The 25922-nt window shown below is 55.7% G+C and carries 27 protein-coding genes and 1 tRNA gene; 20 read left to right on the top strand and 8 right to left on the bottom strand.

Features of this window, described 5'->3' with window-relative positions:
• Positions 1-12: 12 nt before the first annotated feature.
• The gene (locus DS901_RS13965) at positions 13-345 is read right to left on the bottom strand and encodes a hypothetical protein (protein ID WP_147249943.1); all 333 of its coding nucleotides are present in this window, start codon (positions 343-345) and stop codon (positions 13-15) included.
• A gap of 166 nt (positions 346-511) precedes the next feature.
• On the opposite strand from DS901_RS13965, the gene pdxR reads away from it, so the two are divergent.
• The 13 genes from pdxR (at position 512) to DS901_RS14025 (ending at position 14587) form a co-directional block, all read left to right on the top strand.
• Positions 512-1972: a MocR-like pyridoxine biosynthesis transcription factor PdxR gene (gene pdxR, locus DS901_RS13970; protein WP_113777549.1), complete on the top strand. Its 1461-nt coding sequence runs from the start codon at positions 512-514 to the stop codon at positions 1970-1972.
• A gap of 126 nt (positions 1973-2098) precedes the next feature.
• Positions 2099-3871 (top strand): sulfoacetaldehyde acetyltransferase, encoded by a 1773-nt coding sequence (gene xsc / locus DS901_RS13975; RefSeq protein ID WP_113777550.1) that lies wholly within the window; start codon positions 2099-2101, stop codon positions 3869-3871.
• A 3-nt stretch (positions 3872-3874) separates the two neighbouring features.
• A complete protein-coding gene (locus DS901_RS13980; RefSeq protein WP_113777551.1) occupies positions 3875-4618 on the top strand; it encodes a TSUP family transporter in 744 nt (247 codons plus the stop codon).
• Between the two features lie 13 nt (positions 4619-4631).
• A complete protein-coding gene (locus DS901_RS13985; RefSeq protein WP_113777552.1) occupies positions 4632-5567 on the top strand; it encodes a phosphate acyltransferase in 936 nt (311 codons plus the stop codon).
• Positions 5564-6622 (top strand): acetate/propionate family kinase, encoded by a 1059-nt coding sequence (locus DS901_RS13990; protein ID WP_113777553.1) that lies wholly within the window; start codon positions 5564-5566, stop codon positions 6620-6622. Before DS901_RS13985 ends, DS901_RS13990 begins: the two co-directional genes overlap by 4 nt.
• A gap of 5 nt (positions 6623-6627) precedes the next feature.
• Positions 6628-9435, top strand: coding sequence for a molybdopterin oxidoreductase family protein (locus tag DS901_RS13995; protein WP_113777554.1), 2808 nt, complete (start codon positions 6628-6630; stop codon positions 9433-9435).
• Positions 9432-10052 carry a DUF6882 domain-containing protein gene (locus DS901_RS14000; RefSeq protein ID WP_113777555.1) on the top strand — a complete coding sequence of 207 codons (621 nt, stop codon included), beginning with the start codon at positions 9432-9434 and terminating at the stop codon, positions 10050-10052. Before DS901_RS13995 ends, DS901_RS14000 begins: the two co-directional genes overlap by 4 nt.
• A complete protein-coding gene (locus DS901_RS18805; protein WP_181820878.1) occupies positions 10049-10198 on the top strand; it encodes a hypothetical protein in 150 nt (49 codons plus the stop codon). Before DS901_RS14000 ends, DS901_RS18805 begins: the two co-directional genes overlap by 4 nt.
• A complete protein-coding gene (locus tag DS901_RS14005; protein ID WP_113777556.1) occupies positions 10195-10944 on the top strand; it encodes a 4Fe-4S dicluster domain-containing protein in 750 nt (249 codons plus the stop codon). Before DS901_RS18805 ends, DS901_RS14005 begins: the two co-directional genes overlap by 4 nt.
• Complete coding sequence (locus DS901_RS14010) at positions 10944-11816, top strand: dimethyl sulfoxide reductase anchor subunit family protein (protein WP_113777557.1); 873 nt, start codon at positions 10944-10946, stop codon at positions 11814-11816. The genes DS901_RS14005 and DS901_RS14010 overlap by 1 nt, the downstream gene beginning before the upstream one ends.
• Positions 11817-11885: 69 nt before the next feature.
• Positions 11886-12791, top strand: a complete 906-nt coding sequence (locus DS901_RS14015) for a 2-dehydro-3-deoxygalactonokinase (protein WP_113777558.1) — start codon at positions 11886-11888, stop codon at positions 12789-12791.
• 12 nt (positions 12792-12803) lie between these two features.
• On the top strand, positions 12804-13628 hold the full coding sequence (locus tag DS901_RS14020) for an SMP-30/gluconolactonase/LRE family protein (RefSeq protein WP_113777559.1): 825 nt from the start codon (positions 12804-12806) through the stop codon (positions 13626-13628).
• Positions 13625-14587 (top strand): aldose epimerase family protein, encoded by a 963-nt coding sequence (locus DS901_RS14025; protein ID WP_309472534.1) that lies wholly within the window; start codon positions 13625-13627, stop codon positions 14585-14587. Before DS901_RS14020 ends, DS901_RS14025 begins: the two co-directional genes overlap by 4 nt.
• On the opposite strand, the gene uraH is transcribed toward DS901_RS14025, so the two are convergent.
• A complete protein-coding gene (gene uraH, locus DS901_RS14030; protein ID WP_113777560.1) occupies positions 14584-14928 on the bottom strand; it encodes a hydroxyisourate hydrolase in 345 nt (114 codons plus the stop codon). The genes DS901_RS14025 and uraH overlap by 4 nt on opposite strands.
• A gap of 157 nt (positions 14929-15085) precedes the next feature.
• Here uraH and DS901_RS14035 point away from each other — a divergent pair.
• The 3 genes from DS901_RS14035 to DS901_RS14050 all read left to right on the top strand — a co-directional run bounded on the left by DS901_RS14035 (position 15086) and on the right by DS901_RS14050 (position 17487).
• Positions 15086-15162, top strand: a tRNA-Met gene (locus DS901_RS14035).
• Between the two features lie 471 nt (positions 15163-15633).
• Positions 15634-15999, top strand: a complete 366-nt coding sequence (locus DS901_RS14045; RefSeq protein ID WP_113777562.1) for a hypothetical protein — start codon at positions 15634-15636, stop codon at positions 15997-15999.
• Positions 16000-16071: 72 nt separating this feature from the next.
• A complete protein-coding gene (locus DS901_RS14050; protein WP_113777563.1) occupies positions 16072-17487 on the top strand; it encodes an FAD-binding oxidoreductase in 1416 nt (471 codons plus the stop codon).
• Here DS901_RS14050 and hemC read toward each other — a convergent pair.
• Positions 17484-18428 (bottom strand): hydroxymethylbilane synthase, encoded by a 945-nt coding sequence (hemC, locus tag DS901_RS14055; protein ID WP_113777564.1) that lies wholly within the window; start codon positions 18426-18428, stop codon positions 17484-17486. The two genes, DS901_RS14050 and hemC, sit on opposite strands and share 4 nt — an antisense overlap.
• Positions 18429-18509: 81 nt before the next feature.
• On the opposite strand from hemC, the gene hemE reads away from it, so the two are divergent.
• Positions 18510-19544 carry a uroporphyrinogen decarboxylase gene (hemE, locus tag DS901_RS14060; RefSeq protein ID WP_113777565.1) on the top strand — a complete coding sequence of 345 codons (1035 nt, stop codon included), beginning with the start codon at positions 18510-18512 and terminating at the stop codon, positions 19542-19544.
• A complete protein-coding gene (locus tag DS901_RS14065; RefSeq protein WP_113777566.1) occupies positions 19537-19920 on the top strand; it encodes a hypothetical protein in 384 nt (127 codons plus the stop codon). Before hemE ends, DS901_RS14065 begins: the two co-directional genes overlap by 8 nt.
• Here the strand turns inward: DS901_RS14065 and DS901_RS14070 are convergent.
• Complete coding sequence (locus DS901_RS14070) at positions 19907-20548, bottom strand: LysE family translocator (RefSeq protein ID WP_181820879.1); 642 nt, start codon at positions 20546-20548, stop codon at positions 19907-19909. The two genes, DS901_RS14065 and DS901_RS14070, sit on opposite strands and share 14 nt — an antisense overlap.
• A complete protein-coding gene (gene hemF, locus DS901_RS14075) occupies positions 20539-21417 on the bottom strand; it encodes an oxygen-dependent coproporphyrinogen oxidase (RefSeq protein WP_113777567.1) in 879 nt (292 codons plus the stop codon). The genes DS901_RS14070 and hemF overlap by 10 nt, the downstream gene beginning before the upstream one ends.
• Positions 21418-21520: 103 nt before the next feature.
• Here hemF and DS901_RS14080 point away from each other — a divergent pair, with 103 nt between their 5' ends.
• Positions 21521-21907 (top strand): hypothetical protein, encoded by a 387-nt coding sequence (locus DS901_RS14080; protein ID WP_113777568.1) that lies wholly within the window; start codon positions 21521-21523, stop codon positions 21905-21907.
• On the opposite strand, the gene DS901_RS14085 is transcribed toward DS901_RS14080, so the two are convergent.
• The 3 genes from DS901_RS14085 to clpS are packed head-to-tail and all read right to left on the bottom strand — an operon-like array spanning position 21908 to position 24070.
• Entirely contained in the window at positions 21908-22711 is an 804-nt protein-coding gene (locus tag DS901_RS14085) for an SDR family NAD(P)-dependent oxidoreductase (RefSeq protein ID WP_113777569.1), read from the bottom strand.
• An 18-nt stretch (positions 22712-22729) separates the two neighbouring features.
• Positions 22730-23701, bottom strand: coding sequence for a class I SAM-dependent methyltransferase (locus DS901_RS14090; protein ID WP_113777570.1), 972 nt, complete (start codon positions 23699-23701; stop codon positions 22730-22732).
• Positions 23702-23725: 24 nt separating this feature from the next.
• Positions 23726-24070, bottom strand: a complete 345-nt coding sequence (clpS, locus tag DS901_RS14095) for an ATP-dependent Clp protease adapter ClpS (RefSeq protein ID WP_113778037.1) — start codon at positions 24068-24070, stop codon at positions 23726-23728.
• A 260-nt stretch (positions 24071-24330) separates the two neighbouring features.
• Between clpS and DS901_RS14100 the strand changes: the two genes are divergently transcribed.
• Positions 24331-25848, top strand: a complete 1518-nt coding sequence (locus DS901_RS14100; protein ID WP_113777571.1) for a D-alanyl-D-alanine carboxypeptidase family protein — start codon at positions 24331-24333, stop codon at positions 25846-25848.
• The last annotated feature ends 74 nt before the right edge of the window (positions 25849-25922 follow it).

Here is a 25922-nt window from a genome sequence, read left to right on the forward strand (position 1 = left end):
GTGGTGTGACTGTTATCCGCGGTCGGGCGCGGCAGGGCGGTATTTCTGCATGACTTCTTCGAGAGATTCTGGCGTAACCGACAAACAGCTGGCCATTTCAGCCAAGCGTGCTTCATGTTCTTCGCGGCTTGGACGTTCAGGTTGTTCACCATCTGCCGGGCGCTCGCCACCAGCTGCCCCCCTGTCTGGTGAACAGACTTCAAGTTGTTCAGCCGTGACACCAAGATCCGATGCCATTTCAGCAATCGGTGGTCCGCGACGGTCGCCCCCTTCTTGTGCCGTCACGACTGTCGGGGCAATGAGACTAAGTGCGACAATCACTGTGGCTTTCGATAGAATTTTCATCACGTTCTCCGCTTTGGTTAGGCTTCTAAAACGCATGGTCGAATTGTTTCCGTCGCAGAAAAATTTTTAAGCGTTAGTTTTTTGACAGGCCTTTTTCGGCTTTTCCAAAACCTCCTTGTGTTCCTGTGCTAAGTAGGTCCAATTAAGTTCAACCTTAGGACCAATCATGCCAATTTCTGTCGAAACCTTCTTTCTTGACCCATCCTCTGTTGGAACACTGCAAGCGCGTGTGCAGCAGATGGTTGCGCAGGGCATCCTTGCTGGACGATTTCGGGCCGGTGAACGGTTGCCCTCGTCCCGAAAGATGGCCACGCATTTGGGCGTCAGCCGGATCACCGTGACTTTGGCCTATACCGAATTGGTCGCGGATGATTACCTGACATCGCGGGGGCGGTCTGGGTATTTTGTGTCGGATAATGCGCCCGACCCCCCTGCATTTCCTGCCAAACGCGCGCAGGTCGGCACTGTCGATTGGAACCGGGCAATCGGCCAGAAATTCACCCCCGGCTTAAACCTTGATAAGCCAAGCGACTGGGCCAAATACCGCTATCCATTTATCTACGGCCAAGCTGATAAGACGCTGTTTGATGCGGCCAATTGGCGGTTGTGTGCGTTGCGCGCATTGGGAATGCGCGATTTTAGCGCCCTGACAGCTGACTACTATGATGGTGATGATCCGCAATTGGTCGAATTCATTGCCCGTCAGACGTTACCCCGCCGTGGCATTCTGGCAAATAACGATGAAATTCTGGTAACCATGGGCGCGCAAAATGCGCTTTGGCTCGCGGCGCAAGTGCTTTTGAATAGCCGCCGTTTGGCCGCGATTGAGGACCCCTGCTATCCCGCCCTGCGCAATATTCTGGACCAGTCGCGGTGCCAATACACTGCCGTTCCTGTGGACGGCGACGGGCTGCCCCCTGATGTGCTCCCGCCGGAGACAGATGTAGTTTTTGCGACACCTAGCCACCAATGCCCGACGACATCAACCATGTCGGTGGACCGGCGCAAAGCATTGCTGCGCAAAGCAGAAGAAGATGACTTCTTGATCGTCGAGGATGACTATGAATTTGAGATGTCTTTCCTCAAACCGGCCTCCCCCTCGCTCAAATCGCTTGATCAGAATGGGCGCGTGATTTACGTCGGATCATTCTCAAAATCGCTCTTTCCGGGGCTGCGTTTGGGGTATCTTGTTGGCCCGGCACCATTCATCCGCGAAGCACGCGCCCTGCGCGCTACTGTGCTGCGCCACCCCCCCGGCCACATCCAGCGCACGGTCAGTTACTACCTGTCGCTTGGGCATTACGATGCGTTGATCAGGCGCATGGGCAAGGCCTATCACCATCGACGCGAGGTCATGGATGTGGCGCTCAAAAACCACGGGCTTACGGTTGCCGGGCACGGCACCTACGGTGGGTCAGCAGTTTGGCTGCGCACCCCCAACGGGCTTGATACAACGCAATTGGCGCATCAATTGCGTGATGACAGCGTGTTGATTGAACCGGGGGCAGCCTTTTTCGCATCGGACACCCCGCCGACTGACTATTTCCGTCTTGCCTATTCATCCATTCCCGCCGCGCAAATTGCGCCCGGCGTCGCGCTGATTGCGCAGGCCATCGCCAATGCATAGCGCCAATGCCACCAATTTGGCACTAAGAACCCAAACCAACTGGCCCTACTGAAATGTCAGGCCAGTTTCTAATGTGGCGCAAGAATATCGCGCGCGCAAAGCCCAAAACCCAAAGGACAAATCCCTATGAAAATGACCACCGAAGAAGCATTCGTCAAAACCCTGCAAATGCACGGGATACAACATGCTTTTGGGATCATCGGCTCTGCAATGATGCCCATTTCGGATATTTTTCCCAAAGCGGGAATCATGTTCTGGGATTGCGCCCATGAAGGATCAGCCGGGATGATGGCCGATGGGTACACCCGCGTGACTGGCGAAATGTCGATGATGATCGCGCAAAACGGCCCCGGCATTACCAACTTTGTGACTGCTGTAAAAACCGCCTATTGGAACCACACGCCGTTGTTGTTGGTCACGCCGCAAGCCGCCAATAAAACCATTGGTCAGGGTGGTTTCCAAGAAGTCGAGCAAATGAAACTGTTCGAAGATATGGTCGCCTACCAAGAAGAAGTCCGCGACCCGACACGTATTGCCGAAGTGCTCAGCCGTGTGATCATGAAAGCCAAGCGTGCCTCTGCGCCTGCGCAAATCAACGTGCCGCGTGATTTCTGGACCCAAGTGGTCGATATCGACCTGCCGATGATCGTTGATTTTGAACGCCCTGCTGGCGGCGAAACGGCAATTGAAAACGCGGCTGAACTGTTGTCCAACGCAAAATTCCCTGTGATCCTCAATGGAGCGGGCGTTGTTCTTGCCGAAGGTGGTATCGACGCATCCAAAGCACTGGCCGAGCGGCTCGACGCGCCTGTGTGTGTTGGTTACCAACACAATGACGCCTTCCCCGGCACACACCCGCTGTTTGCAGGGCCTTTGGGCTACAACGGGTCCAAGGCCGGCATGGAGCTAATCAGCAAGGCTGACGTCGTGCTCGCACTTGGTACCCGATTGAACCCATTTTCAACCCTGCCCGGTTACGGGATCGATTACTGGCCCAGAGATGCCAAAGTCATCCAAGTCGATATCAACCCTGACCGCATTGGCCTGACCAAAACCGTCAGTGTTGGCATCGTGGCTGATGCTGCCAAAGCCGCAAACGGCATCTTGGCGCAGCTTTCTGACGATGCGGGTGATGCAGGGCGTGCAGACCGCAAGGCGCTGATCGGCAACCTGAAATCCGCGTGGGCGCAAGAGCTGACCAGCCTTGACCATGAACAGGATGATCCGGGTACGACCTGGAACGAACGCGCCCGCGCTGCTCGCCCTGATTGGATGAGCCCGCGCAAAGCATGGCGCGCGATCCAAGCAGCAATGCCCGAAAATGCGATCATCAGCTCTGATATCGGAAACAATTGCGCGATCGGCAATGCCTATCCTTCGTTCCCAACAGGCCGTAAATATCTTGCACCGGGTCTCTTCGGGCCATGTGGGTATGGGCTTCCTGCAATTGTTGGCGCAAAAATCGGCCAACCTGATGTGCCAGTGATTGGCTTTGCGGGTGACGGCGCATTCGGGATTTCGGTCAACGAATTGACAGCGATTGGCCGTGACGAATGGCCAGCCATCACCCAAATCGTGTTCCGCAACTACCAATGGGGCGCGGAAAAGCGGAACTCGACCCTATGGTTCGACGATAACTTTGTTGGCACTGAACTCGACATGAAGGTTTCTTATGCGGGCATCGCACAGGCCTGCGGCCTTAAAGGTGTGCAAGCCAAAACCATGGACGAGCTGACCGAAATCTTGAACCAAGCCATCAAAGATCAGATGGAAAACAACGAAACGACGTTGATCGAAGTCATCTTGAACCAAGAGTTGGGCGAGCCATTCCGCCGCGACGCAATGAAGAAACCAGTGCGCGTCGCGGGCGTCTCCTCCGACGATATGGCATCCGGGTAGGATTTGCCATTTGACCTAAGCCTTGCCACAGTGGCGGCCCTTGCAATCGCATTGTTGGGGGCCGCCTATGTGCGCGGCTATTCGGGGTTTGGCTTTTCAGCCATTTTCATTGCCTTTGCGGCACTCTTGACCAACCCGCTACCTTTGATCCCTGTAGTTTTTGCGAGCGAAATCGTGATGACATCTTTTCAGGCACGCGGCATTCGCGGGCAGGTCGATTGGCGCAGGGTTTTCCCCCTGCTCATTGGGGCTGGCGTCATTCTCCCTTTTGCGATTAGGGCGATGATTGCATTTGATGTGGCAACCGTACGCTTGACGGTATCTGGGATCATTTTTGTTCTCGCGCTCGTACTTTTTTCTGGGTTTACGCTGCGCAAGCCTGTCGGCGTGGCGGGACATGGTGTCGTTGGTCTGGTGTCCGGCATCTGCAACAGCGCGGGCGTCGGCGGTCTGCCCGTTGCCACGTTTCTAACCGCGCAACCAATCACCGCACCACATTTTCGGGCGACAATGATCGTCTACTTGACCGGGCTAGACCTCATCACTCTGCCGCTGATGTGGCATGGCGGATTGATCAGTGGTGACAGTTTTTGGGCCCTTGCACTCGCATTACCGGTGCTCGGATTGGGCGTCTGGCTAGGTGGACGGCGATTTATGTCCTCGAGCGCCGACAGCTTTCGCAGATTTGCGGTTTTTCTCTTGCTGATTTTATCCGCGCTTGGCCTACTGCGACCATTATTGACATAAAGGCATCCTCCCAATGACCCTTCCTTTTCCATTTCTTGCCCCTGAAAACGCGCCCTGCCCCACTGGACTGCTGGCCAAGGCACAGGCCTTACCCGCGCCGAAAGTGGCACTTGTGAACGCAGGATCCCTGAACCCGCTGCAAGGCATCCGCGAGGCTGTAGAGCTTGGACTTGCTGATCCGATTTTGATCGGTGACATCGATAAAATAAAACGCACTGCCGATGACATCGGCTGGGATATCAGCGCTTACCGTATCGAAGACGCACCGCATGAAACCGCCGCAGGGCGCGCCGCTGATCTTGCGCGCAGTGGCGAAGCCGACAGCATCATGAAGGGGCAAATTCATACTTCCACATTTTTAAAAGGATTGCTGCCATCCGCCGCTGGATTGCGCGAAAAAGGGACCCGTTGTGGCCATGTGTTTTACATCACCCGCGCGGGATCAGAGCGGCCGTTGTTCCTGACGGATGCCGCGTTGAACGTGAACCCAAGCGTCGCGACCCGCAAAGCCTGCTTAAGCCACGCTGTGCGGCTCGCGGAAATCTTAGGAAACCCACATGCAAAGGCGGGGATATTATCACCGACCGAGGACACGATCCCATCAATACCAAACACCGTCGAAGCCGCTGAAATCGCCGCTTGGGCCAAGGATGCGCTGCCAAATGCAACGGTTCAGGGACCGATGGCGCTTGATTTGATTTTCAGCGCGGCAGCGGCGGAGGCTAAAAACTACGCATCCGAAGTATCTGGCGATGCCGACATCATGCTTGCACCTAACATCACCTCGGGCAACGCGCTCTTTAAGATGATGGTTTTGGGCATGGGCTGCTGTGCGGGTGGGCTGGTCATGGGACTGAAGGTGCCAATCTTATTGACCTCGCGCAGCCAGCAAGCCCCAGCGCGCATTTGTTCTGCCGCGCTTGGTGCAATTGTGGCGGCCGCAGCATGATCCTTGTTATTAATGCTGGTTCATCGTCGTTAAAGGTCAGCCTGTTTCAAACTGATCTGACGCAAATCGCCGATGGAATGGTCAGTGACATTGGTGCAAATGCGTCGCTCAAGCTGAACAAGCAATCGACACTTTTGGATGCTCCTGACCACGCCGTTGCATTGGCGCAGATGATGACAGCGCTAGATGATGCAGGTCATAAAATCACAGATATTACCGCCGTTGCGCATCGCGTTGTACATGGTGGCACATATTTTTCTGCGCCTGCCCGCGTTAGCCCAGAAGTAATCAAAGCAATCCAAGACTGCATCCCGCTTGCCCCGCTGCATAACCCCGTAAACCTGATCGGGATCGAAGCGCTGGCCAAATCCCATCCGCATTTGCCGCAATTCGCGAGCTTTGATACCGCGTTTCATGCAACAAACCCGGCTATCGCGACCCGCTATGCGATCCCCGACGCACAATTTGCAGCCGGGATTCAACGCTATGGCTTTCATGGGTCGTCTTATGCCAGCATGGTCACGGAATTTGGCGCGGACCTGCCAAGCCGTCTTTTGGCCCTGCATTTGGGAAATGGCGCAAGCCTTTGCGCGATAAAGGACGGCAAATCCGTTGCCAGTTCTATGGGCTATTCGCCGATGTCTGGGCTGGTCATGGGGACACGCTGTGGTGACATCGATGGTGCCGCAGTCTTGCGGATCGCAGATGATCTTGGGATCGCGGCTGCGGATCAACTGCTAAACAAACAAAGCGGGCTGAAAGGCCTTGCTGGCGACAACAATATGAAGACCTTGATGGAACGCGATGACGAATCCGCGCGTTTTGCAGTGGATCATTTTTGCTATTGGGCCGCGCGCCAAGTCGGGTCAGCAATTATCGCAATGGACGGTTTGGACGCGGTCGCGTTCACCGGGGGGATCGGCGAAAACGCCGCACCCATTCGCGACAAAATCATGGCGCATCTAACCTGCTTTGGGGACGTGCCTGTGCATGTGATTGCAGCCGACGAGGAAAAACAAATCGCGCGTGATGCGCGATTACTTATGGGGGAGTAGCCGAAATGCCAAAAGACCAACCCAACCTTGATACATCGCTGAAGGTATCAGATGAGGTCCGTCAAACGACCTGTTACATGTGCGCCTGCCGCTGCGGCATCAACGTGCACATGAAGGGTGGGAAGGTCGCCTATATCGAAGGCAACAAGGATCACCCGGTCAACAAAGGTGTGCTTTGCGCCAAAGGGTCTGCCGGGATCATGCAGCACAACGCGCCGTCACGGCTGCGGGCCCCATTAAAACGTGTAGGCCCGCGCGGGTCAGGTGAATATGAAGAAATCAGCTGGGAAGAGGCGCTGGAAACCGCCGTCTCTTGGCTCAAGCCGATCCGCGACACAGCACCTGAGAAGCTCGCCTTCTTTACCGGGCGCGATCAATCGCAAAGCTTCACCAGCTTCTGGGCGCAAGGCTTTGGCACCCCCAATTACGCAGCCCACGGCGGGTTTTGTTCGGTCAATATGGCGGCCGCTGGCATCTATACGATGGGCGGCGCGTTTTGGGAGTTTGGTCAACCAGATTGGGATCACACCAAACTGTTTATGCTGTTTGGCGTTGCCGAAGATCACGACAGCAATCCGATTAAAATGGGCATTGGCAAGATCAAAGAACGTGGCGCACGTATGGTCAGCGTGAACCCGATCCGTACCGGCTATAACGCCGTGGCGGATGATTGGATTGGGATCACACCGGGGACAGACGGGCTGTTTATTCTGGCACTTGTGCATTGCTTGCTGAAGGCGGGTAAGGTCGATCTGGACTATCTCGCCCGCTTCACAAATGCATCCGTGCTGATCGACCAAGACCCCAAGTCGGAACAATACGGGCTATTCTTGCGCGACAAAGACGGGCAACCGCAAGTCATCGACCGCCGCACCGGCAAACTCGCGCCGTGGAACGGGCAAGGCGTTGACCCCGATCTGGCAGGCAGTCACCGCGCGCGCGGCGTCACCCACCGCCCAGTCTTTCACATGATGGCGGATCGCTATCTTTCGGATGAATACGCCCCCGAAGCGGTGGCGGAACGTTGCGGCATCTCTGCCCAGCGCATCCATGCAATCGCCGCTGATCTGGCGCGTGTGGCATTTGATGAGGCGATTTCATTTGACCGCGAATGGACCGATTTCCGGGGCGTCACCCATAGCAAAATGATCGGGCGCCCGGTGTCATTCCACGCAATGCGCGGGATTTCAGCCCATGCCAACGGGTTCCAGACCTGCCGCGCACTCCACATGTTGCAAATCATCCTTGGCACAGTGGAAACACCGGGCGGGATGCGCTTCAAACCACCTTACCCCAAACCCGCGACAGCCCACCCTAAACCGCATTGCCGGGTTACACCGGGCCAACCGCTTGACGGGCCGCATCTGGGTTATGTGCAGGGCCCCGAGGATCTGTGCCTGAACGATGCGGGTGATCCGATCCGCATCGACAAAGCCTATACTTGGGAAAACCCAATGTCCGCCCACGGGCTGATGCACATGGTGATTTCCAATGCCCATGCGGGCGATCCCTATAAGATCGACACGCTGTTTATGTATATGGCCAATATGGCGTGGAACTCTTCGATGAATGTGGGCGGCGTGCATGACATGCTGACCGACACAGATGAGAACGGCGATTACGTGATCCCGCGGATCATTTATTCAGATGCCTATTCATCCGAAATGGTCGCCTACGCCGATCTGATTTTGCCGGACACAACCTATCTGGAACGCCACGATTGCATTTCGTTGCTGGACCGCCCGATTTGCGAGGCAGACGGCATCGCCGACGCAATCCGTTGGCCGGTGGTCGCACCTGACCGCGATGTGCGTGGATTCCAATCTGTGCTGTGTGATCTTGGCGCGCGGCTGGACTTGCCGGGGTTCGTGAATGAAGACGGCAGCGCGAAGTACAAAGACTACGCCGACTATATCACCAACCACATCCGGCGCCCCGGCATTGGCCCGCTTGCCGGGTTCCGCGATGGTGGCGATGGGCGCGGTGATGCGAACCCGGATCAACTTCAGAACTACATCGACAATGGCGGCTATTGGCTGAGCCACGTGCCCGAAGACGCTGCCTATTATAAGCCATTTAACATGGGCTATCAGGACTGGGCCGTGAAAATGGGCTGTTATGATGTCGTGCAGCCTTATATTTTCCAACTTTACGTCGAACCGATGCGCAAATTCCAAGCCGCCGCCGAAGGCACCGGGTTGCGCCAGCCCCCCGATCACCTGCGCGCACAAGTTCAAAAAACGATGGACCCGCTGCCAATTTGGTACCCATCCGCCGATGACGAGGCCGAGGAATACCCCGTCCACGCGCTCACCCAGCGCCCGATGGCGATGTATCATTCATGGGGGTCGCAGAACGCGTGGCTGCGTCAAATCCACGGGGTGAACCCGCTTTATGTGCCGACCAAAATTTGGGAGGCGAACGGGTTTGCGGACGGCGAATGGGCCAAGGTCACATCACCGCATGGCACCATCACCGTCCCCGTCGCACATCAGGCCAGCCTCAACGAAAACACGGTCTGGACCTGGAACGCGATTGGCAAACGCAAAGGGGCTTGGGCGCTGGACAACGACGCGCCCGAAGCCACCAAAGGGTTCTTGCTCAACCACCTGATCAACGAATTGATGCCCCCTAAAGGTGACGGGCTACGATGGACCAATTCGGACCCGATCACAGGCCAAGCCGCATGGTTCGACCTGCGCGTGAAAATCGAAAGAGCGCCGGCGCCCAAAGAGGTACAGCCAGAAATGCCACCGATAAAATCAGCGGTGCCTAAGGCACCAAAGATTTTACGTTGGAAGGTGGGAAAATGACCCGTTGGAATCCCGTGCACTGGTTCAAACCCCAAACCCCACCCGTCGAGGCAGTAAACGATGCCTGCAAAAACTGGGGTGAATACAAAGGAACCGGCATTTGGTGGATATGCCCAGACTGCAACGCCCCGCATGAGGTCGTGGACCAAGCCTTTTTCGACGAGGTCCAGAACGCCTGCGCCGACATTTCTGGATCGACACAAAAGATGTATGACGATTTCCACTTTAATAGCGATAGTGGACGATGGGATGTCGATCCCGACAACGGGCTTTTTATCAAGACCGCACCGGATGGCCGCAAGGCCAGTGGGCGCTACGCAGTCGTTGGCTCTTGGAATGAAAAGACGCATTCTTGGCTATGGTCTTGGGAAATGGACGAAAGCTGGATACCGCGCGCCGCTATTGAGCAAGCGCACCCCCTGTTGGATGCGGGTCGCGAACAAGAGTGGGAGATCACCTCGGCCAAACATTTGCTGGTGAATGCGCATGAAACATGGCACCTGACTAACCTCGCCGCAAAAATCGCAGGTTTTCAGGGCACCTATCGCGCCAAGGTGAATGATCTCAATTATCACTATTTCATAATTGACCAGCTTGCGTGGGATCCGCTGCAATGAGTAATGCGAAGGTTCTATTGATTATCGCTGCGTTCGTAGCTCTCACACTCGGCAGTTTCATCTGGTTCATCGTGACTTGGGATCCTGACAAAGAACAACCGATTGGCCAGCTGACGCCAGCACAGATCGAAAGGGCCACAGCATGACCCAACTGCCCCCGCCATCCGCAAAAAAACTCGGCCTTGTGATCGACCTTGATACTTGCGTTGGTTGCCATGCCTGCGTGATTTCTTGCAAGGGGTGGAACACCGAAAACTACGGCGCGCCACTATCGGATCAAGACCCTTATGGCGCTGACCCGTCGGGCACATTCCTCAACCGCGTCCATTCGTTTGAGGTTCAGCCAAACGAGGCCCCCGCACAACTGATCCATTTTCCAAAATCCTGTCTGCACTGCGAAGACGCGCCTTGCGTCACCGTCTGCCCCACCGGCGCCAGTTACAAACGCGTCGAAGACGGGATCGTTCTGGTCAATGAAAGTGACTGTATTGGCTGCGGGCTGTGCGCTTGGGCCTGCCCGTATGGTGCACGCGAATTGGATGCCGATGCGGGGGTGATGAAGAAATGCACGCTCTGTGTAGATCGGATTTACAATGAAAACCTCCCTGAAGAAGACCGCCAGCCTGCCTGTGTGCGCACCTGTCCAGCAGGCGCGCGGCATTTCGGAGATTTGGGCGACGAAGATAGCGATGTTTCCAAGCTGGTCGCAGAACGCGGCGGCTTTGATCTGATGCCAGAGCTTGGCACAAAACCCGTCAACAAATACCTGCCACCGCGCCCCAAGGACGTGGCAACCCCCTGCGCACCGCTGGAAACCGTGGCAGAAGACGGCCACGGTTTCGCAGCCTGGCTTGACCGTGCGCTCTCAGCCCTACCCGGAGGTAAGTCCTAATGCATCCTGCACCTTCCGTTATCATCTTCACGACATTCTCTGGGCTCGGCTTTGGGTTGCTGTTTTGGCTTGGGCTTGGGGTGATCACACCAACTGGCATCTCAGCATTCATCTGGTTTGCGATTGCCTATATTTTTGCAGTCGGCGGGTTGCTCGCCTCGACCTTCCACCTTGGGCACCCCGAACGCGCGCTCAAGGCGTTTAGCCAATGGAAAACAAGTTGGCTGAGCCGTGAAGGCATCGCATCGGTTGTGACCCTGATCGTGATGGCGATTTATGGCGCGGGGCTGGTATTCGCGGACACACCGTATGCATTATTGGGTTGGATCGGCGCATTGGGCGCACTTGCCACGGTGTTCACGACATCAATGATCTACACGCAGCTTAAAACAGTGCCGCGTTGGCACCAGCCGACAACGCCGCTGCTGTTCCTTTTGCTCTCACTTGGAGGTGGGGCTTTGCTTGCAGGTCAAGTAACCCTCTGTGTCGTCCTTTTGATTGCGGCGGCAGCGGTGCAGCTTTTTGCTTGGTATACTGGGGACAAACGGTTTACGCAGTCTGGAACTGATATGCAAACAGCAACCGGGCTTGGCGACATTGGCACCGTGCGCGCGTTTGAACCGCCACATACTGGCACCAATTACCTGATGCGTGAATTCATCTATGTTGTTGGCCGCAAACATGCGCAAAAACTGCAAGCGATCGCATTGGTCCTTGGGTGTATCATGCCGATCATTCTACTCTTGATCCCGTTCAGCCATATCTTTGCCGCGCTCGCTGTGCTCAGCCATATTGCAGGTGTCCTGACACTGCGCTGGTTGTTCTTTGCACAGGCCGAACATGTGGTGGGGCTGTACTACGGGCAGCGCTGATGCAAACCGCGCTTTAACTTCATGCCCCCATGTTCTACCACCCATGCAACACATCAGGGAGGGCAAAGCATGACCATCAAAGCCGATTGGATCGCCGTTGATTGGGGTACCAGCAATATGCGCGCTTGGGCCATGTCTGGTTCAGGTACGGTATTGGATGAAGGGTCCAGCGACAAAGGCATGGGGCGGCTGACGCCCGCTGAATTTGAACCCACTTTGCTAGAGGTCGCGGGTGAGTGGATCAAAGGTCCAACACCCGTAATCGCCTGCGGCATGGTCGGCGCAAAGCAAGGTTGGATCGAAGCCCCCTATGCCGCCGTTCCTTGTGCTGCGATGGGTGGTAACCTTGTAACAGCCCCGACACAAAACCCTGATCTGTCTGTGCATATTGTTCCCGGCATTAAACAGGCGGCCCCTGCCGATGTGATGCGTGGCGAAGAAACGCAGATCGCAGGCTTTTTGGCCCGAAACCCAAGTTGGGACGGCGTGATCTGCCTGCCCGGCACCCATACGAAATGGGTCCACATCAGCGCCGCTGAAATCGTCAGTTTTCAAACCTTCATGACCGGGGAATTATTTGAGGTCATCAGCAAACACACCGTGTTGCGCCATTCCGTGACCAGTGACGGCTGGGATCAGGCCGGTTTTGACGGCGGGTTGTCCGATGGTATGGCACGGCCGGAACGGATCGCAGCGCAGCTATTTTCATTACGCGCCCAAGGGTTGCTTGACGGGCTTGGCAATGACGCCGCACGCGCGCGGCTCTCGGGGCTTTTAATTGGGGTCGAACTTGCTGCTGCCAAACCCTATTGGCTGGGCCAGCAGATTGCTGTGATTGGAGCTGGTAGCCTGTCGAAACTATATGTTGACGCTTTGGCCGCACAATCCGCCCCTGCAACCCAAGTCAATGGCAGCGCAATCACACTTGCCGGGCTGACCGCCGCCTACCGCGCGTACAAAAGTGATGGCATTTAGGGAGGTATAAAGATGATTTTTGACGACACAAAATGCCAGCTTGGTGAAGGCTCGCTTTGGCATCCGACGCGCAACCAATTCTTTTGGTTCGATATTCTTAATAACCGTATGCACACCAAGGGTCAGCATTGGGGTTTTGACACGTTCGTCAGTGCCGCAGGTTGGGTCGATAATGACACGCTGATGGTTGCTTCGGCCAAGGCGTTGCTGCGGCTTGACATAGCCACCGGCGCACATGCAGAAATTTGCACGCTTGAGGCCGACAACCCGATCACCCGCTCAAACGATGGGCGCGCCGACCCGCAAGGCGGCTTCTGGATTGGGACGATGGGTATCAACGCCGAAGACAGTGCGGGCGCAATCTACCGCTATTACAAAGGCGAGTTGCGCCAAATCTTTGCGCCAATTTCGATTTCAAATTCCATCTGCTTTGCACCTGATGGCAAGACCGCCTATTTCACTGACACACCCACCCAATTGGTGATGCAGGTCAGTTTGGACGCCGAGGGCTGGCCGAATGCAGAACCGACTGTCTATCTTGACCTGCAGGGCACGGATGAACGTCCCGATGGATCAGTCATCGATCAGGACGGCAATATGTGGAACGCGCAGTGGGGGTTGGGACGGGTGGCTGGCTACACAGCCGAGGGAACATTCATCAAAGCCTATGATTTCCCGGCCCCGCAAACCACCTGCCCTGCCTTTGGTGGCGCGGATCGCAATATTTTGTTCTGTACGTCGGCTGCGGTCGGATTGACTGAAGGGGCCGACAACGGAAAGACTTTTCAAATCACGACAGATATGCGTGGCCAAGCAGAACACCGGGTGATCCTTTGATAACGCATTTTGGGACAACAAAGCGCGGCATTCCTGTCGAGAAAATCACGCTGCGCGCGGGCAGCTTACAGGTTAGCGTCCTCACGCTTGGCGCGATTTTGCAAGATGTGCGGCTAGACGGGGTTGATCACGAGCTGACGCTGGGATCGGGCACGCTGTCTGATTATGAAACCAGCATGGGCTATCATGGCGCGCTTGTGGGCCCTATCGCGAACCGGATCAGCAATGGGCGCGTGCGCCTTGATGGGATGATGTACGAGCTTGAGCGCAACGACGGCGCTGGGCACCTGCATTCGGGCAGCGACGGAACGCATGCACAAATCTGGACTGTCAGTAAGCAAAGCGAGAACAGCGTGACACTGACACTTGATCTTGCAGACGGGGTAAACGGCCTACCCGGACGCCGCCAGATAACCGCGACATTTACTGTGGCTGCGCCTGCAGGCCTGACGCTGGATATCACCGGAACCACGGACACCAAAACGCTGATGAACTTTGCCAATCACAGCTATTGGAACTTGGACGGTGGCGACACTTGGGTAGGTCACAGGTTGCGGGTCGCAGCGGGTCACTATTTGCCCACGGATACGACAAGTGCGCCAACGGGCGAGATTTGTGACGTCAATGGCACCGATATGGATTTTCAGGCCGCGCGGGTCTTTGAAAAAAATGCCCCGGCGCTGGATCATAATTTCTGCCTCTCAAATGCGGCGCAACAGCAAGACGCGCTGACACTTACCGGCAAAAGCGGCGTCGCGATGACGGTGGCAACAACGGCACCCGGCATTCAGGTCTATGATGGGCGCGGCGCAAACCGGCCCGGCAAAGCGACCTATGAAGGGCTCGCGATTGAACCCCAGCACTGGCCGGACGCGCCAAACCATCGCGGTTTTCCAAGCATCGCGGTGACGCCAGATGCGCCCTACCACCAAACCTCACGTTGGACATTCACAGCTTAACTGCCGCGATAGGTTGAAAAGCTAAAGGGCGAAACCAAAAGCGGCACATGGTAATGTGACGCCGGGTCGTTGATGCCAAAACGAATAGGAATTTCGTCAAGAAAACTTACGTCTTCTCCGCGCGCAAAATAAGCGCCCGCTTGAAACAGCAATTCATATTTCCCGATTGAAAATGCATCTGCAGGCAGGATCGGATTATCTGTGCGCCCGTCGTCATTTGTGACCATTGTGATCAAATGGTCGCGCGTGCCACCATCCAGCCGAAACAAATCAACGGTCATCCCCGCAGCAGGCAGTCCGCTGGCCGTATCAAGCACATGTGTTGTTAAGAATCCGGTCATAGCGTGCCTCGTGTTGTTGCCGCAGATGGTGCAAAAACCAATCCAGATTGTCACGCGGTTTTCATGTGAAGTGGCAAGGATATCAGAAAACCCGAAAAACCGCCCAGAATCGGTTTGACACCCTGCGCCCCATTGCGTAATCGGTCCTTCGTGATCAGGCGCGGTAGCTCAGTTGGTTAGAGCGATCGACTCATAATCGATAGGTCGGGAGTTCAAGTCTCCCCCACGCCACCACACTTTCCGTTCATACAGACGAACTACTTTGAAGTTGTAGCGGGCATATAATTGATTATTGCATCCCGGAATATGACTATTACGTGGCGTCAGGAACGACAGACTGTACTAAAGTCCATGTTCACTCATTGCGGTAGTTGAGGCAAAAGCAACACCAAGAAGTTGATTTTTGCGATTACATGTCGCCAAACCCTGAGAAAGAATGACGACAATGTTAGACTTTTTATTGATTGCCTTGTTAGTTTTAGGCGTTGTGGCTAACTCTAGCGCTGCAAACAACCGTGGAAAGCAAATAGTGAGTTTCTTGCGTAAGACGCTAAGAAACATTGCAAAACCGGGTTTCAAATCGCTGCAGAGAAAAACCACACCCTAAAGTTGCCATTCTTGACTAATAATCCATTAAGAGTTTAGATTGATAGGCGGATTACCGCTCCTATCGTCATTTTTCTTTTTAGTTAGTCGGGTCTCTGGATGGAATATATTTCTTATATCGCGTGTACGACTGCTGGATTAATCCTCAGCGCCATAGCCTTTGTAGGATTATATGACATTTCGATCCAACCCATAGAGGCAGCAACAACCTTGTTACAGCCCTCTGGGCTTGGAGAGCTTTTTGACGACATCTATCTATGGATAGACTTGGCGCTTGGTTTTTGGCTGATCCTTTATTTTTGGGTCCGCACTGCATCCGCAATTGCGCTGGCGTTGGTTTTGTTCAAAATAGTCCTGCTACACGGTTGGATACCTCTCATGCTAACGATTGGGTTATGTTTGCTTATGACATTGGTGATTGGGTTAGCCTATTTTCGCCAAAGCGAAACACCTTCGCACCGCTGATGCGCGCGCCATCTTTTATCCCCTCAAAATTCGCGTTAGCAGTGTCGCGAACAATTATTAGGGAAAATTGTGATGGGGATTTGCGACGATATCGCCGCCGTGATCGGCAGTGATCGGGTATTGACGGGTCCGGATGCGGCCCCCTATGCGACAGATTGGACCGGCCAGTATAAAGGCGAACCTTTAGCGGTGCTGCGCCCCGCGAATACTGATGAAGTCTCTGAGATTATGAAAATTGCCTATGCGACAAATACGCCCGTTGTCCCGGTATCAGGGCATACCGGGCTGACAGGCGCGACATTGGCGACAAATGCGCTGGTGCTATCTGTAGACCGGTTAGACACGATCGACGCAATAGATGTCGCCGGGCGTTCAGCAACAGTTGGCGCGGGCGTCATCCTTTCGAAATTACATGACGCCGCTGATGCACATGATTTAATTTTCCCGTTGACGTTTGGCGCGCGCGGCTCTGCGATGATTGGTGGCGTCTTGTCGACAAACGCAGGCGGATCGAACGTCGTGCGTTACGGCAATACCCGCGATCTGTGTTTAGGGATAGAGGTCGTGATGGCCGACGGGCGGATAATGAACCTGATGAGCGCGCTGCACAAAGATAATTCCGGGCTGAACCTGCGCCATCTCATGATTGGGGCCGAAGGCACATTGGGCATTATCACCGCTGCTGTGATGAAGCTCAAACCCAAACCACGCGCCTATGCAACTGCGATGATCGCCCTGCCCTCGCTTGACGACGCGCTGTCGCTCTTGCACGAAATGCGAGACAGCACAGGCGGCGCAGTCGAAGCATTTGAATATATGCCGCGCAGCTATATCGATAAGCACATGTCGGTCATACCAGATGCAAAACCACCCTTTGAAGATGCTTATGACGTCAATATTTTGATCGAAGTCGGTGCAACGGCGCAGCGTGATGCGACTCCAGGGACCGACGGTCAGGTCCCTGTCGTGGCGCAGCTTGAAGAAACACTAGGGACGATGCTAGAAGAAGGCCGTGTATTGGACGCCGTGATTGCCCAGAACGAAGCCCAACGTACGCAGATGTGGCAACGCCGAGAAGACGCGGGCGAGGTTATGACCCGCGGCACCCCATTCGTGAACACAGATGTAGCGGTGCCCTTGGACAAAGTCGCGACCTTTGAACGCGCGATCACCCCGCGCCTACAGGCAATCGATCCAAATTGTTACGAGGTCATCGTTTCGCACCTTGGCGATGGAAATATTCACCACACAACATTTGTTGGCAAAAATGACCCCGATGCGATGAAGGCCATGGTCGAAGCCGTCGAAGATGTGGTGCAAGAGCTTGGCGGATCATTTAGCGCCGAACACGGTGTAGGGATTTCCAAGCTTGATACGATGCGCCGCCGTAAAGACCCCGTTGCGCTTGATGCAATGCGCGCGATTAAGGCAGCGCTTGACCCGAAGAATATTCTGAACCCCGGCAAGGTTATTCCGGCAGCGGATTAAGACGCGTCAAAGAACCCCGGTCCGGCGCGCGTCAACAAACGCAGCGCCATCGCGTTCCCCATATCTGGGCCGCTTGCGATGGGGCCTGTGGCCTCATCCGTCAGAACACGTGCACCGTCTTCGCTGAGGATTTCGCCGCGCAGCCGCAACTGATCCCCGTCAATTTCCGCGAGCGCCCCAATCGGCGTTTCGCATGATCCATCAAGGCGGCCCAAGAACGCGCGCTCTGCCGCGACGCGCGCGCCAGTCGGCGTATCATGGATCGCGGCCAGCAGCGCAGCGGCGCGAGTGTCATCGCCACGCCGTTCAATCCCAATCGCCCCTTGGGCAATCGCAGGTAACATATCATCTGCTGCGATCGGCGTATAAGGCACATCATCCATGCCCAACCGCCGTAGGCCTGCTGTCGCCAAAAACGTCGCATCTGCAACACCGTCCGCCAGTTTTTTCAGGCGTGTCTGTACGTTGCCGCGAAACTCAACGACCTTCAGCATCGGGAACCGCGCTGCAATTTGCGCACGCCGCCGTGTTGACGAAGTCCCAACAACCGCCCCGTCGGGCATATCAGCCAAGCTTTTGTATTTCAGCGATACAAAAGCATCGCGCACATCTTCGCGCGGTAAAAAGACATCCATCACTAGCCCCGCAGGGTGCACAACTGGCATGTCTTTGGTCGAATGAACCGCAATATCGATGCCGCCGCCGATCAGGGCTTCTTCGATCTCGCGGGTGAACAGGCCTTTACCATCAATTTCGCGCAGCGGCTTATCTTGGATCAGATCGCCGGTGACTTTGATCACGCAAATGTCAAATGCGTCTTCCGGCAAATCCCAGGCCGCCATCAATCGATCACGTGTTTCATGGGCTTGCGCCAATGCAAGTGGCGAACCACGGGTTCCGATTTTAAAGCTCTGGGCGGGTGTGGGCATTTCAACTGTCATGCTGGTTTGTTAGCGACGGTGAACCCGCTTGACAATAAGCCATGCAATTGGGACCACCTTCCCAATCAAAAGGACGAGCCAATGACGCAGCAAAAAACCATCCTTCGGGCCCTTGCCGGTGAAACATTACCAACCCCACCCATCTGGATGATGCGTCAGGCTGGTCGGTACCTGCCCGAATATAAAGCCACGCGCGCGCAGGCGGGTGACTTTTTGTCGCTGTGTTATAATCCTGAATTGGCAGCCGAGGTCACTTTGCAGCCTATTCGGCGCTACGGATTTGACGCGGCGATCCTTTTTGCGGATATTTTGCTACTTCCCCAAGCGCTTGGTGCGGATTTATGGTTTGTGACAGGCGAAGGGCCGCGGCTTTCGACCATCACCACCGCGGATGAACTGGCGAAGCTCAAACCACTGGATGCCATTCACGACACCCTGAACCCGATCTATGAGACCGTGAAAATTCTCTCACAAGAGTTACCAAAGGAAACGACGTTGATCGGCTTCGCGGGTGCGCCTTGGACAGTCGCGACCTATATGATCGCGGGCAAAGGCACCCCTGACCAAGGGCCAGCCCATGCGCTTTTGGCAGAAAACCGGCCCGTGTTTGAAGGGCTTATCGACCGGATTACTGAGGGCACGATTTCCTATCTTTCCAAGCAGATCGACGCGGGCGCAGAGGTTGTCAAACTGTTCGATAGCTGGGCAGGGTCGCTGACAGATCAGGATTTCATCGATTTCTCGGTGAAGCCGATGCAACGGATCATTGCCGCGCTTAAGGCAAAGCACCCGGATATTCCCATCATCGCCTTTCCACGCGGCGCGGGCACTCGTAACATCGGCATGCATGCGGCAACAGGTGCCGATTGTATCGCGCTTGATGATGGGGTTGATGCGGCATGGGCTGCGAAACATGTGCAGGTTGACGGCTGCGTCCAAGGCAATCTGAAATCGTCGCATATGGTGACGGGCGGTGCTGATTTGGTTTCTGAGACACAGCGTATTTGTGATGCCTTTGCCAATGGTCCACATATTTTCAACCTTGGGCATGGGATCACACCAGACGCCAGCCCTGACAATGTGCAGCTGATGATCGATACTGTGCGCGGTGGCTAAGTTACGCGCGCCTCTGACGCTGCGGTTGGCATTTCACGCCGTCCGTGCCGCTTGGGTCGGGTTGATCCTGTTCATTGTCGCTTGGATTTGGCTCGTGCCAGCGACACCGATGGAACGCGATGCGCTCTCTGCGCCAATTGGGATAAACCGCCCCGAGGGGTTGACGGCAATGCGGATCGCGCGCGCGATGGTGCATTTCGCCCCGGAACGCGCGGCGAAACTGCTCAGCGACGCGTCAAACGGCGATATTTCTCCTGAACTGGCCGGGATGCTACTGCGGCAGGTCGCATCGGGTGCCCCGCAGCCGCCAGCAACCGCGCCACAACCCGCACTTGGCGACGACATTGATGGACCAAAGTTTATCAGCCGGGACTAAACGTTGTTGTCCACCCGAACCAAAGCGCAACTGCGACAAGGGCCAATGCCAAAGCGCGCCGGATTGTGCGGCTGTAGGTTTCGTTCTCAAGTAGGTTCTGCGCGGTCCCGGCAAGGGTGACGATCCCGGCGTGAATAGCCGTCGCCACCACGACAAAAACAGCAGATAGCGCAAGGGTTTGCGCCATGACGGGGGCATCCGTCTGGATAAAGCTTGGCAAGATTGCGACGTAAAATACCGCCGCCTTAGGGTTCAGCAAATTCGTGATCAGGCCGCGCCGAAAATACGTGCGCGCAGCCACACCGTTCGCGACTTTTTGTACGGGTTCTGCGGCGTCACGCCACCCGTCCCAAGCCAGCCATAACATATAGGCGACACCACCAAACCGCAGCGCTTGAAACAACAGAGGCGAGGCATTGATCGCAGCGGCCAATCCCAGTGCCGCTGCCACCCCGACCACGGCCAAGCCAACCGCTACGCCAGCAACCGCCGCATAGCCGAGCCTGCGCCCTTGGCTCGCGGCGACAACAGCAAGGTAGACCATGTTCGGCCCCGGCGTCAGCTCGATCAGCATCGCCGTGCCTGCAAAGGCCAACAAGACCGCTGGGTCAATCGCAGCTAGACCCATTTGGCCATCGGCGGCAGGCTCATCAGTACCGCGTTTGCGTCATGACCTGTCGCTAGTCCAAATTTGGTGCCACGGTCGTAGACAAGATTGTATTCAGCATAAAGCCCGCGATGCACCAACTGTGCATCTTTATCCGCGTCTGTCCAAACGGTGTTACGGCGCTTGTCGACAAGCGGCACATAGGCGGGCAGAAATGCGCGACCGATATCTTGGGTCAGCGCAAAATCGGCCTCCCAATCGCCGGTACAACGATCATCCATGAAGATCCCCCCAACGCCGCGTGCGCGGTGACGGTGCGGGATATAGAAATACTCATCCGCCCATGCTTTTAGCTCCGGGTAAAGATCAGCGCCATGTGGATCCAGATGCGCCTTTTGTTCGGCATGGAAATGCGCAGTATCTTCATCATATTCGATACAAGGGTTCAGATCAGACCCGCCGCCGAACCACCACGCATGCGGGGTCCAGAACATCCGTGTATTCATATGAACGGCAGGCGCATGCGGGTTTTGCATATGCGCCACGAGCGAAATGCCAGAGGCCCAAAAACGTGGATCACTATCCATGCCGGGGACGCCACGTGCGGCCATAGATTTTTGCGCGGCTTCGCCGAGCTGCCCATAGACGGTCGACACATTTACGCCGACTTTTTCAAACACGCGCCCGCCGCGCATGACCGACATCAACCCGCCGCCTGCATCCGCCCCATCATCAGAAGCGCGGGTGGTTTGCGTGACCTCAAACCGGCCTGCGGGTGCATCACTGGCGTGGCAATCTTCAAGACTTTCGAAGGCCGCAACGATGTCATCGCGTAAGCTGCGAAACCAAGCCGAAGCTGTTTGCTTTTGTGTATCGAAACCCTGTGACATAATCGCCCTCACGTGCTGTGCTATTGCATAACACTCTATCTTAGCTTCTTTGGTATATATCAATCACGAACGCAGATTTTACTGTATCATTCCGGAGACCACCATGCGCCCCGCCTTATTCATATTACCTTTGATTGCCCTCACCGCCTGCGCAACCCCACGCGAACAATGTATCAATGATGCCAACCGCGAAGTGCGCGTATTGACCCATTTGGTCAATGAAACGCGCGGGAACTTAGCCCGTGGCTACGCAATTGCTGAATCAACCGACGTGCGCACGCTGGTGCGGACATGTCGCGGACGTGATGCCAACGATGAAATCTTTACTTACCCATGCAATGAAACAGAGACCTTCACGACGACACGCCCCGTTTCAATTGATCTAGATGCAGAACAGGTAAAGCTCGCCCAACTTGAACGCCGTCTGTCGCAGGCTCAGGTCAATGCCAACACATCAATTTCGCAATGTATTGCGATCCACCCAGAATAATCAGTGACACGACACCGCGGCCGGGTCCAACAGGGTGCGGCCGCCATCGACGGTGATAATCTGCCCGGTTACAAAACTAGACGCATCAGAGGCCAGATATTGCACCGCATCCGATACCTCGCTTGGGCTTGCGATCCGGTGCAGCGGCGTATTGTCCACAATGGCTTCACGGGTTTCATCGCAGCCTTTGAGAGATCCCTTCAGGCTCGCGCTCATTACGCTGCCAAATGCGACAGCGTTCACGCGGATGCCGTGCGGCGCAAAGGCAACCGCAAGCGACCGGGTCATCTGGTCCAACGCTGCAGAGCTGACAGAATAGGCCAGCAATTCGGGATGTGTGCGGCGCGCAGCGATAGAACTGATATTTACAATTGATCCAATCGGGCCTGCCGGGCCGTCTTCGGCCTGTTTGATCATCTTACGGGCAACCGCTTGGCTGACCCTAAGGGCCGTCATCGTGTTTTGCTGCAGCAGTTCTTCGACACTGTTATCATCGGGATCAAGCGGATCAGTCTGCGTCACCTGCCGCGAGGCGTTCACCAAGATATCCACCCGTTCAAACGCATCAATCGTCGCCGACAGCAAGTTCTTGATCGTAAGTTTTTTGCGCAGATCACCTGCGAAAATGCGTACATTTTCTTCTTTTTCAGCCGCTTCGCCAACTTCATGGCACAGCGTCTTTTCATCCATATCTGCAAAAACGACGTTTGCGCCGCCTTGCACGAAATGCCGCCCAATCGCGAGCCCGACCCCATTGGCCGCCCCTGTAACGATCACTGTCTTACCAGCAATTGAATATGACATCGCGTTTCTCCTGTGCCGCTAGTGCTGCGGCCGATTGGCATGAAAGACTTTGAATGCACCATTACTGGCAATCATGTCCACATTGCGGAAACATTCAGACAAGGTGGCCTCATAGGGCAAATGCCGGTTTGCAACCATCCAAAGCTTGCCATGCGGCGCAAGCAGACGGGCCGCAGACTGAATAAACATGCGTCCAAGCGACGGATCAGAAGCGCGTCCGACATGAAACGGCGGGTTCATAACGATCCCATCAAACGCAGGTTTAGCCTGAAACTGTGTAGCGTCGCCCCAATGAAATGTTACGCGCGGATCGGTGACGTTCAATTTGGCACAAGCTACGGAAAGGGACTCGGCTTCGATCAAATCAAGCGATTGCACGCCTGCGCGGCCCAACACAGGCGCAGCGAGATATCCCCAGCCTGCCCCCAAATCGGCCATCCGCGCGGGCAGCTTCGGCGGCAAGGCGTTCGCAAGCAAGGCAGAGCCTGCATCAACAGCCCCATCAGAGAAAACCCCAGCAGACGTGAAATACCCATGCCCCGCTTTGGCTAGCGGCGGGGTAGTCCAATCGGCAAACTTATCTGTGGCAGCAAACCAAAAAATCCGCCCGTGCCCTTTGGTGATCGACGGCAGTGTGCCAAGACGCTTGCGGCATTCTTTGAAGACGCTATCGATTCCATCCGTCTTTTGCCCATCGACGACAACGATATCAGCGCGGGCACAGGCGGCAGCGACCATCGCACGGGCCAGCGCCTTGGCGCGCGGAACCACAACGATCGCAACGGCAACCTTGGTTAATTCTTGCGCAACCGGATAGCCCGCGTTTTCCCACGCGGCATAATCGGGATAAAACCCATGTACGATCTGCACCCGGTCGCGCGGCAAGGCCGATACATCATAGGTGGCGGTTGGACGCATGATCGCGATTTCGCCTTCGGGCAGCGACAAAAGACCGTCATCAAGGGCGGTGGTAAGACGAGACTGTGACATTTTTGTACGAATAACGCTGGTGCGTTACTCTTTCTCCATCGTGCATTGCAAAGGGTGCTGATGACGCTGCGCATAATCCATCACTTGCGCAACTTTGGTCTCTGCGATCTCATGACTAAAGACGCCGACAACTGCGATACCCTTCTTGTGGACGGTCAACATAATTTCAAATGACTGCGCATGTGACAGTCCAAAAAACCGCTCTAGGACCTGTACAACAAATTCCATCGGGGTGAAATCATCGTTTAGGATCATAACCTTATACATCGGTGGACGTTTTGTTTTTGGTTTGGTCTCAAGCGCCACGCCAAAATCGCCGTCGTCACCGTCATCCGGTTTATCCGCCATCATGTAGAAATCAGTCCGCATTACATCGCCCTGTTTGGTGAGCCCCATATATAAGGCACCCTGCGCGGGTGAAAACCCCCCAGTGCATTTCGTGCAATCGCGCATCTAGTTACCCCACCCTAACGCACCACTATATGTGCCATTTCGCACATTATGATCACATGAAAAGTCTTTGAATTTAGGGTATTTTCCGATTTCATAAGCTGTGCTAGCGTTACCTCATAAAAATAAGGTCACCGAAAAAATTCGGGGCCAGAGGCAGTAAAAAAGAGGCAAGCGACGTGGCAAGTCGTCCGGGACAATTGGCCCTTCAGGGGCTGTATCTATTCGCATTCTTGATCGTAACTTTGTTTGCGCCCATCAGCGCGATCGCGGCCCCCTATGCCGCGATGGTGATGGACGCGCGCACCGGCGAGGTTTTGCATTCACGCAACGCCGATACCCGGCTGCATCCGGCATCGCTGACCAAGATGATGACGCTTTATATCGCCTTCCAGGCGTTGGAACGCGGCGAGATCACCCTTGATACCGAGGTGCGGATCAGCCGTAACGCAGCCTCTGAACCGCCTTCGAAACTAGGCGTACAGGCAGGGCAAACCATTCGCCTGCGGTACTTGCTGCGTGCGGCTGCGGTGAAATCAGCCAATGATGCGGCCACCGCCATTGGCGAGGCCATCGCCGGATCAGAGGAAGCCTTTGCGACACGCATGAACCGCACAGCCCAAGCCATGGGCATGCGCAATACCACATTCGTAAACGCACATGGATTGACACAGTCCGGGCATATGTCGACTGCGCGTGATATGTCCGTCTTGGGCCGTCACATGATTTACGACTTTCCACAGTATTATAACTTGTTTTCACGCCGCACAGCCGATGCAGGTATTGCCACCGTACGCCATACAAACCGTCGTTGGCTTGATAGCTACGAAGGCGGCGACGGCATCAAAACCGGCTACACCCGCGCTGCTGGCTTTAACCTCGTTGCCTCTGCGCAACGTGGTCAGGAACGTGTGATCGTAACTATGTTTGGCGGATCATCCACCACCGCACGCAACGCCCGTGTGACTGAGTTGATGGATATGGGCTTTAACCGTGCACCATCACGCGCCACAATCCGGCGCCCAAATCCACCCGCTGCAATGCTGACCGCAGCACCAGTCCAGCGCCAGACAGCGGTCCGCGTTTCTGGACTGGTGAGCCGCAGCTTGCGCCCTGTCGCACGTCCGCGCCCCGAAGCACCCGTGCCCGAGGCAGAGGTGCTGGTCACCACGGCAGATGCCGCGATCATCGAGGATGTTCTGAACGACGTGATTAACGCCGCCTTGCTTGAGGCGATGGAAGCGCCCGAACCTGCACCCGCCGCCACGGCCCAGGCAGCAGCCCCCACCGCGCCAGCGCCGCAAACGCTTATTGCTGCGGATACGCCAACCGTCACGCCGCATCTGCGGCCAGCAAGCATCAGCGGCACCACTGTTGCCGCTGCCCCAGCAGTAGAACCTGCTGTGGTCACCGCAGAGGCGGAACCCGAAGTGGTCACCCGCATCTCGACCTCTGGCGGACGGCATTGGGGCGTGAACGTTGGCCGGTATAACAGCCGCTATGACGCAGAACGGGTCCTACTTCGCGTGGCATTGAATGAAATGAGCACGCTTGACGGGGCCTTGCGCCGTGTTGTGCAACGCTCTGGCGGATTTGATGCCAACTTTATGGGATTGAGCCGCGAAGGCGCCGACCTGGCCTGCCGTCGGCTGCAAGCGCGCGGCACGACATGTTTTATGATCGGCTCTGAAGGCTAATAAAAACGCCCCCTCTGCTATCACAAAGGAAGCGTGCACAACCTGATATCTCCCCGCATTTACGGTGCATGAAC

It is taken from the genome of Loktanella sp. D2R18 (assembly GCF_003318235.1).
In the GTDB taxonomy this organism is placed as follows: Bacteria; Pseudomonadota; Alphaproteobacteria; order Rhodobacterales; family Rhodobacteraceae; genus Yoonia.

Bases quoted from the DNA above. Each gene is read 5' to 3' on its own strand.
- DS901_RS13965 (WP_147249943.1), bottom strand. From the start codon at position 345: ATGAAAATTCTATCGAAAGCCACAGTGATTGTCGCACTTAGTCTCATT.
- pdxR (WP_113777549.1), top strand. From the start codon at position 512: ATGCCAATTTCTGTCGAAACCTTCTTTCTTGACCCATCCTCTGTTGGA.
- xsc (WP_113777550.1), top strand. From the start codon at position 2,099: ATGAAAATGACCACCGAAGAAGCATTCGTCAAAACCCTGCAAATGCAC.
- DS901_RS13985 (WP_113777552.1), top strand. From the start codon at position 4,632: ATGACCCTTCCTTTTCCATTTCTTGCCCCTGAAAACGCGCCCTGCCCC.
- DS901_RS13990 (WP_113777553.1), top strand. From the start codon at position 5,564: ATGATCCTTGTTATTAATGCTGGTTCATCGTCGTTAAAGGTCAGCCTG.
- DS901_RS13995 (WP_113777554.1), top strand. From the start codon at position 6,628: ATGCCAAAAGACCAACCCAACCTTGATACATCGCTGAAGGTATCAGAT.
- DS901_RS14000 (WP_113777555.1), top strand. From the start codon at position 9,432: ATGACCCGTTGGAATCCCGTGCACTGGTTCAAACCCCAAACCCCACCC.
- DS901_RS18805 (WP_181820878.1), top strand. From the start codon at position 10,049: ATGAGTAATGCGAAGGTTCTATTGATTATCGCTGCGTTCGTAGCTCTC.
- DS901_RS14005 (WP_113777556.1), top strand. From the start codon at position 10,195: ATGACCCAACTGCCCCCGCCATCCGCAAAAAAACTCGGCCTTGTGATC.
- DS901_RS14010 (WP_113777557.1), top strand. From the start codon at position 10,944: ATGCATCCTGCACCTTCCGTTATCATCTTCACGACATTCTCTGGGCTC.
- DS901_RS14015 (WP_113777558.1), top strand. From the start codon at position 11,886: ATGACCATCAAAGCCGATTGGATCGCCGTTGATTGGGGTACCAGCAAT.
- DS901_RS14020 (WP_113777559.1), top strand. From the start codon at position 12,804: ATGATTTTTGACGACACAAAATGCCAGCTTGGTGAAGGCTCGCTTTGG.
- uraH (WP_113777560.1), bottom strand. From the start codon at position 14,928: ATGACCGGATTCTTAACAACACATGTGCTTGATACGGCCAGCGGACTG.
- DS901_RS14045 (WP_113777562.1), top strand. From the start codon at position 15,634: ATGGAATATATTTCTTATATCGCGTGTACGACTGCTGGATTAATCCTC.
- DS901_RS14050 (WP_113777563.1), top strand. From the start codon at position 16,072: ATGGGGATTTGCGACGATATCGCCGCCGTGATCGGCAGTGATCGGGTA.
- hemC (WP_113777564.1), bottom strand. From the start codon at position 18,428: ATGACAGTTGAAATGCCCACACCCGCCCAGAGCTTTAAAATCGGAACC.
- hemE (WP_113777565.1), top strand. From the start codon at position 18,510: ATGACGCAGCAAAAAACCATCCTTCGGGCCCTTGCCGGTGAAACATTA.
- DS901_RS14070 (WP_181820879.1), bottom strand. From the start codon at position 20,548: ATGGGTCTAGCTGCGATTGACCCAGCGGTCTTGTTGGCCTTTGCAGGC.
- hemF (WP_113777567.1), bottom strand. From the start codon at position 21,417: ATGTCACAGGGTTTCGATACACAAAAGCAAACAGCTTCGGCTTGGTTT.
- DS901_RS14080 (WP_113777568.1), top strand. From the start codon at position 21,521: ATGCGCCCCGCCTTATTCATATTACCTTTGATTGCCCTCACCGCCTGC.
- DS901_RS14085 (WP_113777569.1), bottom strand. From the start codon at position 22,711: ATGTCATATTCAATTGCTGGTAAGACAGTGATCGTTACAGGGGCGGCC.
- DS901_RS14090 (WP_113777570.1), bottom strand. From the start codon at position 23,701: ATGTCACAGTCTCGTCTTACCACCGCCCTTGATGACGGTCTTTTGTCG.
- clpS (WP_113778037.1), bottom strand. From the start codon at position 24,070: ATGCGGACTGATTTCTACATGATGGCGGATAAACCGGATGACGGTGAC.